The organism is Rheinheimera sp. (assembly GCF_020217005.1).
Classification (GTDB): domain Bacteria; phylum Pseudomonadota; class Gammaproteobacteria; order Enterobacterales; family Alteromonadaceae; genus Pararheinheimera.
In genome coordinates, this window is sequence record NZ_JAIWOI010000060.1 from 1 (window position 1) to 10,000 (window position 10,000).

At 46.9% G+C, this 10,000-nt stretch carries 8 protein-coding genes and 1 pseudogene; 6 read left to right on the forward strand and 3 right to left on the reverse strand.

Annotated features, from left to right (window positions below; all coding sequences use genetic code 11):
- Positions 1-284: pseudogene (locus LDL40_RS02945) on the reverse strand (TonB-dependent receptor); the annotation flags it as partial.
- 562 nt (positions 285-846) lie between these two features.
- Here LDL40_RS02945 and LDL40_RS02950 point away from each other — a divergent pair.
- Together LDL40_RS02950 and LDL40_RS02955 are read left to right on the forward strand one after the other, a co-directional pair.
- Positions 847-1,497 (forward strand): TetR/AcrR family transcriptional regulator, encoded by a 651-nt coding sequence (locus LDL40_RS02950; RefSeq protein WP_300993601.1) that lies wholly within the window; start codon positions 847-849, stop codon positions 1,495-1,497.
- Positions 1,498-1,516: 19 nt separating this feature from the next.
- Positions 1,517-3,814 (forward strand): acyl-CoA dehydrogenase, encoded by a 2,298-nt coding sequence (locus tag LDL40_RS02955; protein WP_300993602.1) that lies wholly within the window; start codon positions 1,517-1,519, stop codon positions 3,812-3,814.
- 79 nt (positions 3,815-3,893) lie between these two features.
- On the opposite strand, the gene LDL40_RS02960 is transcribed toward LDL40_RS02955, so the two are convergent.
- On the reverse strand, positions 3,894-5,117 hold the full coding sequence (locus tag LDL40_RS02960; protein WP_300993603.1) for an amino acid deaminase: 1,224 nt from the start codon (positions 5,115-5,117) through the stop codon (positions 3,894-3,896).
- A 184-nt stretch (positions 5,118-5,301) separates the two neighbouring features.
- Between LDL40_RS02960 and LDL40_RS02965 the strand changes: the two genes are divergently transcribed.
- Genes LDL40_RS02965 through LDL40_RS02980 form a run of 4 tightly spaced genes read left to right on the forward strand, consistent with a single transcriptional unit; the run spans position 5,302 to position 9,564 of the window.
- A complete protein-coding gene (locus tag LDL40_RS02965; protein WP_300993604.1) occupies positions 5,302-6,165 on the forward strand; it encodes a MurR/RpiR family transcriptional regulator in 864 nt (287 codons plus the stop codon).
- Between the two features lie 14 nt (positions 6,166-6,179).
- Positions 6,180-6,572, forward strand: coding sequence for a RidA family protein (locus LDL40_RS02970; RefSeq protein WP_300993605.1), 393 nt, complete (start codon positions 6,180-6,182; stop codon positions 6,570-6,572).
- Between the two features lie 2 nt (positions 6,573-6,574).
- The gene (locus LDL40_RS02975; RefSeq protein WP_300993606.1) at positions 6,575-8,095 is read left to right on the forward strand and encodes a sodium:solute symporter; all 1,521 of its coding nucleotides are present in this window, start codon (positions 6,575-6,577) and stop codon (positions 8,093-8,095) included.
- Positions 8,096-8,109: 14 nt separating this feature from the next.
- Entirely contained in the window at positions 8,110-9,564 is a 1,455-nt protein-coding gene (locus LDL40_RS02980; protein ID WP_300993607.1) for a M81 family metallopeptidase, read from the forward strand.
- Here LDL40_RS02980 and LDL40_RS02985 read toward each other — a convergent pair.
- Positions 9,561-10,000 (reverse strand): hypothetical protein (locus tag LDL40_RS02985; protein ID WP_300993608.1); only part of this gene is annotated, 440 nt, incomplete at its 5' end. The two genes, LDL40_RS02980 and LDL40_RS02985, sit on opposite strands and share 4 nt — an antisense overlap.

Genomic DNA, 10,000 nt, shown 5'->3' on the forward strand with positions numbered 1-10,000 from the left:
AAAGTACCGGCACTGGAAGCCTGAGGCAGGTCTCGTAAAAAGGCACTAACACTGTCATAACCCTTTTTGGCAAGATCATCCCGGCTGAAGATCTGCAGTGGGTTTGCACCTTCCATATCCACGCCTTTGAGGCGTGAACCTGTTACTTCAATTTTTTCAATTGCTTCTTCATTTTGCTCTGTTGCTTCAGCCTGTTGTTGTGCATAGACCTGCTGAGTACCAAATAAGGCAAACAGTGTGGCCAATCCTACTTTACTGAGCTTCATTTTTTTATATTGTTGCATAGTGCTTCCTCTGGTTTTGGTGTTGCCTGATGGCAATCTGTTTTTTTCGAATAAAAAAATTGCGCCAAAGCCAGAAGAGTGGCAGTTCAAGCGGCATCAAAAAACAGACGGATCAAGGCCTGAAAATGATGTCGGCAAGCAAAGAGGTCAGGTGCTAGTTGTATGTGATTACTACAGACAAATAGAACAAGCTTCTGGATATGGCAGAAGTTGTTCTAATTATTGAACCACTCGGATAGGTAATAGGTAGAGCAGTAGTAGCTGTTTGGATTTGCAGCACAACGTTGCATTTTGCTCTCCTATCTGTTGAGTGGTGTTGGGATGAATCAAAATTGTCTGATCCTGCTATTGATGTCAAGCGCTTTTTTTAAGCAATCTTCAGCCTCTGGCTTTTGCACCTTTAAAGGGCATAATTTGTCGCTTTTTTACCATTTTATTGTAAACGTGATGTAATTTTTACTTCTCATCTGACCAGATCGGGCTTTTTATGTTGAGCTTGCTTGACAGGTTTTTTTTTCAAACGTACATTTCAAACAAGTGTTTTAATTTAGTCAGGGTTACGGTGAATAAAACAACAACTCAGGACAAAATTCTGGATGCGGCAGAACAGCTTTTTGCGTCCTCTGGTTTTGCTGATACGTCATTACGACAAATCACCAGCATGGCGCAGGTTAATCTGGCGGCAGTGAACTATCATTTTGGTTCAAAAAAGGAGCTGATCCAGTCTGTGCTGCAGCGCTACTTGTCTGTGCTGATGCCGCGCTTGGACCAGGAATTCAGTCAGCTGTTGTCCAGTCAAAAACAAAACGACTTAACTGCAGTATTGTCAGTGTTTATTAAACCTTTGCTGGAACTGAATAAAGTACAGCATCACGGTACCCGGATGTTTTTGCAGTTACTGGGCCGTGGTTATACCGATGTGCAGGGGCATTTGCGTTGGTTTTTTAATCATCATTATGGCCGCACCCTGGACAAATTTGTTTTGCTGGTGCAGCAGGCTTGCCCGGATTTACCCGCCAGTGAAATCTTCTGGCGCCTGCATTTTTCCTTAGGCACTGTGGTTTTTACCATGGCGTCGAATCAGGCGTTACAGGAAATTGCGGCAGCAGATTTTAACGAAAATGTAGAAATAGAAGGCGTGATCCATCGGCTGATTCCTTATTTAGCTGCTGGTATAGCGTCCCCTTTAACTTTATCTAGTCAAGCTCACTAATCTCTGGAAGGACGTGTTTATGTCAATTTTGATCCTGCTGTTGGTTGTGCTGATTGTCGTGCTCGGTGTAGCAGACATTCGCCGTAACCTGATCACCAAACCAGTGTTTGGCATCTTTAAGAAAATTTTACCGCCTCTGTCCGATACAGAGCGTGAAGCCATGGAAGCAGGGGACGTCTGGTGGGACGGTGACTTGTTTCAGGGTAAACCAGACTGGAAAAAGCTGCATGCTATTCCAAAAGCTGAATTGTCGGCCGAAGAACAGGCCTTTATGGACAATGAAGTAGAAACCCTGCTGAAAATGCTGGACGACTACAAAATTGTGCAAGAGCAGCGCGACTTACCCCCTGAAGTCTGGCAATACATCAAAGACAACGGCTTTTTTGCGATGATTATTCCAAAAAGCTACGGTGGTCGGGAATTTTCTGCCATTGCCAATTCGACTATCGTATCGCGCATCGCCACCCGCAGCTTAACTGCTGCCGTGACTGTGATGGTGCCTAACTCTTTAGGCCCTGGTGAGCTTTTAATGCATTACGGCACTCAAGAACAAAAAGACCGCTGGTTACCAGGTTTAGCTGCGGGTAAAGAAGTGCCTTGTTTTGCCTTAACAGGCCCGGAAGCTGGTTCTGATGCCGGTGGTATTCCGGATACGGGGGTGATTTGTAAAGGCCAGTTTGATGGCAAAGAAGTCGTAGGTATTCGCCTGAACTGGGATAAGCGTTACATCACGCTGGCTCCTGTGGCTACTGTGTTAGGTCTGGCCTTTAAGCTGTATGACCCGGAAAACTTATTAGGCGAAAAAACTGAGCTGGGTATTACCTGTGCCTTGATCCCAACCAGTCATGAAGGTGTTGAAATTGGCGACCGTCATTTCCCAATGAATATGGCCTTTATGAACGGTACGACTTACGGTAAAGATGTATTCATTCCGCTGGAATGGATTATCGGTGGCCCAGACTATGCAGGTCGTGGCTGGCGTATGCTGGTGGAGTGCTTATCTGCAGGCCGCGGTATCTCTTTGCCTGCTCTGGCTACAGCCACAGGCCATTTAGCCACTCGTATGACGGGTGCTTATTCTTATGTGCGTCAGCAGTTTGGTATGGCGATTGGTAAGTTTGAAGGTGTGCAGGAAAGCTTAGGCCGCATTGGTGCTTATACCTATAGTTTAGAAGCGATGCGAGTGATGACGGCAGGTGCTATTGATTTAAACCTGAGCCCTTCTGTAGTCACTGCTATTGCCAAATACCATATGACAGAAATGTCCCGTACCTTGTTAAACGACGCTTTTGATATTCACTCAGGCCGGGCTATTCAGGTCGGTCCGAAGAATTATCTGGCGCATGGTTATATGGGCATGCCGATTTCCATTACGGTAGAAGGCGCGAACATTCTGACCCGTAACCTGATGATTTTTGGTCAGGGCGCAACCCGTTGTCATCCATACGTGTTACAGGAATTAGAAGCAGCGGCCAATCCGAATGCGGAAGAGGGTTTGCAACAGTTTGATAGTCTGCTGATGAAGCACATTGGTTTTGCGATGGGCAATACCTTTGGCGCTCTGTGGCAAGGTCTAACTTTAGGTCGTTTTAACTCCAGCCCGGTGTCTGGTGAGACCGCAAAATACTACAAGCAGCTAAGCCGTATGAGCCGTGCTTTGGCCTTAAGCGCTGATTTCTCCATGCTGATGTTAGGTGGTGATTTAAAACGTAAAGAAATGCTGTCTGCCCGTTTAGGTGACGTGTTAAGCCACTTGTATATAGCGTCCGCTGTACTGAAGTTTTATGAAGACAATGGCCGTCAGGTGGCTGACTTACCTTTTGTACGTTACTCCATCGAACGTAACTTATTTGAAATTGGTAAGGCCTTCTCTGGTTTCTTCCAGAACTTCCCAAGTGCTGTGGTAGGGCGTTTATTAAAGACTCTGGTATTCCCTTTTGGCATAGGTTACAAAATGCCAGCTGACGCTGTAACGCAGGATATCTCCGATGCGTTGTTAAAACCTGGAGTGATCCGCGATCGCTTAACTCATTTGTGTTTTATTGGAGAAGGCGATGAAGATCCAACAGGTTTAATGGAGTCAGCTTTTATTGCAGTGCATGAAGCGCAGCCTGTGATGAAGAAGATTTACGCCGCGCAAAAACAAGGCACAGTACCTCGTAAAATTCCTATGGAGCAGTTGATTGCCAAGGCACTGGAACTGAGTGTGATTAACGCAGACGAAGCTAAGCAATTGGTACGTATGAACGAATTACGTTTTGCTTCTATCAGTGTTGATAGCTTTAAGCCTGGTGTGTTGTCAGATAACGCTATCTAATACCTGTCTTAAAAATAAAGGGGGTCAGATCCACATTTGCATTGCAAATTGGCTCTGACCTCTAATTTTTTACTCCCTTTTAAAAAAACGTATCCACTTCCTGCAGCAAGTTATAGTTGTCGTCTACTAACCACAAAGTTCGCCATTTATCAAAAGTCAGACAGGGATGTGATGTACTCAACAACAAAATGTCCCCAATCTGTGGCTTTACTGTCTCGTTATAGCGCCAGAAAGCATGTTGATCCATTACTTTGATTGTTTCACAGTGTTGTAGTTGAATGCTTTGTAATTCACCATTGCGGTACAAGGCGATAGCTTGCGGTAAACCTGCATCAAAAGCAGCATCTCTTTTACCAAAGCTTAATACAGCCAGACCCGGCTCAGGCAAGGACTGCACATAAACCGCCAGTTCCAGTGCATTTTGTAAATCTTCTCCAAGTGAACAGGCCAGATTACTTCGAGCCATAACCTGTTGTTGCGCCTGCTGATAAATGCCCTGATCATGGCTGATGTAACAACCAGGTCTGAGAACCAAATTGATGTGCTCTGGTAGTTGAGCCGCCGCTAACTCTTCGGCAACCAGGTCATACCAAACCGAGCCGGCACCGCTGATTAATTGCGTCGGATAGCTGAGTAAGCGCTGTTGTGACAGGCTATGCACCAGGCTGGTCGCTTGTTTGACCAACTGCCTGACGCCTTGATCAGGAGCGGTACCTTTGACGACCCCCTCGTAAAACTCAATGCCAGCCAAAGAAAGTGCGGGAAGCGAATCGATTTGAGTGGCTAAAGCCATTACTTGTGCTTCGGTACGGCAACCACAGCGCCCGCCCGCCACTCCAAATTCAATCAACAGCGCCAACTCCAGTCGTAACGGAGTGAAAAAGTCAGCTAACTCTTGTACCTGAGCAGGGTGATCAACACAGACAAACACTTCTATATCGTCCTGCAGTAGCCTGGCAATCAACGCCATATTGGCTTTACCTATCAGTTGATTCGCCAAAATAATTCGGCGAGCGCCCGCACTGGCTGCAATGTGCGCCTGATAGGCTGTGGCTACGGTCAATCCCCAGGCTCCTGCAGCCAGTTGTTGTTGAAATAACCAGGGCGTCATACTGGTTTTACCATGAGGGGCAAGCAGTACATTGCTTAGATTAGCAAAACTTTGCATCCAGTTTAGATTGTGCCTGATTGCACTCTGTTTCAGAACTGCAGCTGGTAGGCAAATGTCCTGATTCAACAGATTAAGCTGGCTGGAATTAGTCAAAGGGCTGGCTGATTTGTGCTTAGTATTTTGGTACTTCATAACATGTGCCTGTAAGTTTTTTGATATTTCAACTATAACATTTCGGTTAATTTACTGTAATAGAGCCACATTGATATTTACTTTCTGTTTTGTTTGGTACAAAGTAACTTTATAAATATGCGTTATGTTACTTGCTTGGTTGTTACATAGTAACTGGCTGTTTCAGCATGATCAGGATAAAAACATGAGTTATGAAATAGATGTGTTGTCGCGAATTTCTGAGCGTTTTGTTGAAATGAGTGAGTCGGAGCAGCGGGTAGCGCAGCTGATCCTCGACAATGTAAAAGCCGCCACGGAAATGAGCATTGCAAAATTATCTGAGCAGGCCGGAGTCAGTCAGGCCACTGTCACACGTTTTGCCCGTACTGTGGATTGCAAAGACGTTCGTCAGTTAAAAGTGAAGTTGGCCCAGTCCCTGGCGGTAGGACAGCGTTTTGTCGAAGAAAGCCCGGATCTGGATGGTATTCAGGGCGTATACGAAGCCATCAAAAATACCCTGGATTTAAGCCGGAAATTATTAGTCGAAGCGGACATCAAGCTGGCTGTTAGTTATTTGCAAAATGCCAGAATGATTTTTTGTATCGGCATGGGGGGAGGCTCCTCTATAGGATCACAGGAATTGCAATACAGATTGTTCCGCTTTGGTATGCCAGTGTGCAGTTATCAGGACGGTTTATTAACCCGTATGGTCGCCGCAGCTGTTGAACCTGCAGACGTGATGGTTGCTATTTCTCTGACGGGGAATACAGGCGAAATTATTGATTCAGCAGCGATAGCCCGCCAGTACGGCGCTAAAGTGATAGCTATTACCAAACCAGGATCTGCGTTGGCCAATAACGCCGATATAGTGTTGGGGCTGCAGGCACCAGAAACTGATTTTATTTACAAACCTTCTGCCTCTCGTTACGCCATGCTCGCCATTATTGACGTTTTGGCGACTGAAGTAGCCAAACTAAACAAACGCAAATCGAGAGATAAACTGCGTCGGGTCAAACTGTCTCTCGACAGCAGTCGTGGTGGCGATGAGCGCCAGCCTTTAGGTGATTAATTCTTGGGTAGATTATGACTATTAAAAGATATGGTGTAGATGAGAGTACAGGAACTGGTGGCCAGCGCCTGCCTTTTGCCAAAGCAGTTGAAGCTGGAGGCTGGTTGTATGTCTCGGGTCAAACCCCTATGCGTGACGGGGAAGTGGTCGAAGCCGGCATAGTAGAACAGTCGAAGCTGGCTATTGAGAATTGTATCGATATTATGCACAGCGCAGGATATGAGCTTACAGACGTGGTTCATGTCAAAGTCTATCTGACCGACGCGCGGTATTTCAGCAGTTTTAATAAGGTATTTCGGGAGGTGTTTGCGGATGCTCCTCCTGCAAGGGTTTGTGCCGTGACCGATCTGGTCGTGGACTGCAAAGTGGAAGTGGACCTGACCTGCTATAGAAAAGACAGGAGCTAAAAATGGACAGCAGATATTTTTTAGCGGGCTTTGCCTTATATCTGCTGATCATGATTGCTATCAGTTATCTGGTGTCGCGCCGCCAGCAAAGTAGCGAAGATTTTTTACTGGCAGGACGCAAAGTCCCTGGTGGTCTGACTTTTGGTACTACTGTTGCAACCATGATAGGTACCGGTACCAGTATGGGAGCTGTAGGTTTTGCTTATAACTATGGCTGGAGCGGAATGTTGTATGGTGTCGGTGGTGCTATAGGTATTCTGCTGGCGGCCTGGTGGTTTGCCCCCTTAAGACAAATGCGCTTTATGACGATGAGTGAGGAACTCAGTTATTACGTTGGCGCTAACCTTTGGGTAAAAAATGGCAGTGCTGTACTGATTTTTCTGGCTTCTTTAGGGTGGTTGGGCGCCCATATTATTGGTGGCGCTTTGTATTTGTCCTGGGCCACTGGTATTGAAATGTTTTATGCCAAGCTGCTGATTGCGTTGGCTTTTACTTTTTATGTGATGATAGGTGGTTATAAAGCCGTGATTTGGACAGACAGCCTGATGGCCTTGGTCCTGTTCTGCGGTTTTATCGTGATGAGTTATACAGCAGTAGACGCGGTTGGCGGATTAACCGCGGTCTTGCAAGCGGTGGAGCAAGCTCAGTTAGCTGGGCATCTGCAGCAAATGCAACTTTTGCCCGCTATTTCCTTGTCTGCTGTTGTTGCAGTTGGTGTATTGGCCACGCCTTCGTTTCGTCAGCGTATTTATTCAGGGCGCAGCGTGCAAAGTGTCAGGCGCTCTTTCGTGTTCTCTGGTTTGTTGTATCTGGCTTTTGCTGTATTACCCGCCCTGATCGGTATTTCTGCCCGGATTATGGCGCCCGATCTGCAAAACCACCAGTTTGCATTTACTACAGTCGCAGTGATGGCTTTACCCGTTACTTTGGCTATGTTGGTGTTACTCGCTGGTTTGTCAGCGACCTTATCTTCTGCCTCGTCTGATTCTATTGCCGCAGTGTCCGTATTGATCCGTGATTTATATCAATGGGTGACTGGCAGTATGCCGCACACCAGATCTGCGATTTTCTACTCCCGTCTTGCCGTGATGCTGGTCTCTGTATTGGCGTTACTGTTGGCATTAACATCAAACGATTTAATAGGTTATATCACCGGCATGATAGCCACTTTGATGTCCGGCATGTTTGTGATTGCGCTAGTTGGACGCTTTTGGCCCCGACTAACCTGGCAAGGCGCTCTCGCTGCGCTGGCAGGCGCAGTGATGACCTCGTCAATCCTGTTAAATCACCCCTCCTGGCTGCAGTTTTGGGGCAATCCATGTTTGCCGGCCTTAGTTGTATCCGCAAGTCTTGCAGTGATAGTCAGTTTGCTCAGTAAGGTGTCAGGGATCAGCAGGGAACAGGCATTAGAAATTATTACTTTACAGCGCGAGACTGTAGAAGATCCTGACCAGTCTGACACTAAAGACATAGAGCAAGTCCGGCTGAGTTTTTCTACTCTTTTTAAGTTAAACAGCAAATAAGCAACAGAGGCTTTATGCGGATTTTTACAGCGTCGCTGGCAACGGAAACTAACACCTTTTCTCCCATGTATACAGATTTAGTCAGTTTCTACCAAAGTTTTTATGCCCCGCCGGGCCAGCACCCTGAAACCCCAACTTTATGTAGTGCGCCACTGGTTGCCTGCCGCGAATATGCACAGTTAGATCCCAGTCTGGACCTGGTGGAAGGCACTTGTGCCTGGGCTGAGCCTGGTGGTCTGCTTAATCGGTTGTCCTATGAGCATTTGCGCGATGAAATTTTACGTCAACTGAGTGACGCCATGCCGGTTCAGGTGGTGGTCTTAGGTTTGCACGGTGCTATGGTGGCGCAGGGCTACGACGATTGTGAGGGCGATTTATTAAACAGGATCAGAGCCATAGTAGGAGCAGAAACCATCATTGGAGCCACACTGGATCCTCATAGCCACCTCACCGGGTTACGTTTGGCGTCCGCTGATTTGTTGATTGCCTTCAAGGAATTTCCACATCTGGATTTTATGGCCAGAGCCCGGGAGTTGGTGCAATTAGCTCTGGCGGCGGCGCGTGGGGAGATCCGCCCTGTCATGAGCTGTTTTGATTGCAGGATGATTGACGTACTTCCGACCAATCATGAACCTATGAAATCTTTTATTGAAAAAATCTGCCTGCTGGAACAACAACAACACGCACTGTCAATCTCGGTGATCCATGGCTTTATGGCTGGGGATGTGCCTGATATGGGGTCTAAACTTTTAGTGATCACCAACAATCAGGCAGAAAAGGGGGCTGCTTTAGCGCAGGAGTTAGGGCAGGAACTGTTCTCCTATAGAGGGCAAACCTTACCACAGTTTTACAGTATTGCAGAGGCGCTAAGTCAGGCTGAACATTTATCCGGAGTGCTGGTATTGGCGGATGTCTGGGATAATCCGGGTGGTGGTGTGGCAGGGGATGGAACTTTGATTTTGCATCAGGTGATCCAACGTCAGCTAAGGCAAGTTGCTGTCGGTACCATTTGGGACCCCATGGCCGTTAAACTTTGTTTTGCTGCGGGTGAGGGGGCTGAGATTGAACTCAGATTTGGCGGGAAAAGTTGTGCCACTGCCGGAGATCCGATAGACAAACTGGTCAAGGTGCTTCGCCTGCAAGTGGATGCGCAACAACAATTTGCCGATAGTCTGGTGCCTATGGGAGATTGTGCGCTGATTAGCTTTGATGGCATCGAGGTGATCCTCAACAGCAACAGATGCCAATCCTTTGACCCGAGTTTATTCAGAGCATTAGGTGTTGAACCCGAAAGTTATAAAGTGTTGTTGATCAAATCGACCAACCATTTTTATCAGGGATTTGCTCCCTTAGCTTCACATATTATTTATGTTGATGCGGGGGCTCCTTACCCTAGCGATCCGCAGCGCAATGCCTATAAAAAACTCAGTCGCCCAATCTGGCCTATAGTGGCTGAGCCTTTTAATTAATGCTGCTGTGAGGCATCAAGCAGAGCCGCAATAGGCCTGTGTAAGGCAATAATCAATTCCTGCTCAATAGTTCGGGCTTGTTGCAGTTGGTGTTCTATCTTTTGTCTGTCGTTTGCAGACAGTTTTTGTCCTGTGGCTATGCTGGATAATAGTTCTAAACCAGACGCAGATAAAGCCGCAACCCGACTAAAGATGGGGGCGCTGGTCGTTCCGGGTGCTGTAGCTAAAGCTTGAGCCGCGTCCTGCCACAGCCTTAATTGCTGCTGCAAAGTGTTTAACTGTGCGGGTGTTTTTTGTAGCAACCACAGCTCTGTGTTGTGCTGAAACTGGCGCATCTTTTGATGCTCCGCTGGCAAAAAATCGACCAGTTGATTTAATGGGGCTTGTCTATGGTAAAGACCTGCCACAGATTTTTCATGCAGCCTGTGGTAATAAT

Excerpts from the sequence above, each read along its gene's own strand:
- LDL40_RS02955 (WP_300993602.1), top strand. The coding sequence starts at position 1,517 with ATGTCAATTTTGATCCTGCTGTTGGTTGTGCTGATTGTCGTGCTCGGT.
- LDL40_RS02960 (WP_300993603.1), bottom strand. The coding sequence starts at position 5,117 with ATGAAGTACCAAAATACTAAGCACAAATCAGCCAGCCCTTTGACTAAT.
- LDL40_RS02965 (WP_300993604.1), top strand. The coding sequence starts at position 5,302 with ATGAGTTATGAAATAGATGTGTTGTCGCGAATTTCTGAGCGTTTTGTT.
- LDL40_RS02970 (WP_300993605.1), top strand. The coding sequence starts at position 6,180 with ATGACTATTAAAAGATATGGTGTAGATGAGAGTACAGGAACTGGTGGC.
- LDL40_RS02975 (WP_300993606.1), top strand. The coding sequence starts at position 6,575 with ATGGACAGCAGATATTTTTTAGCGGGCTTTGCCTTATATCTGCTGATC.
- LDL40_RS02980 (WP_300993607.1), top strand. The coding sequence starts at position 8,110 with ATGCGGATTTTTACAGCGTCGCTGGCAACGGAAACTAACACCTTTTCT.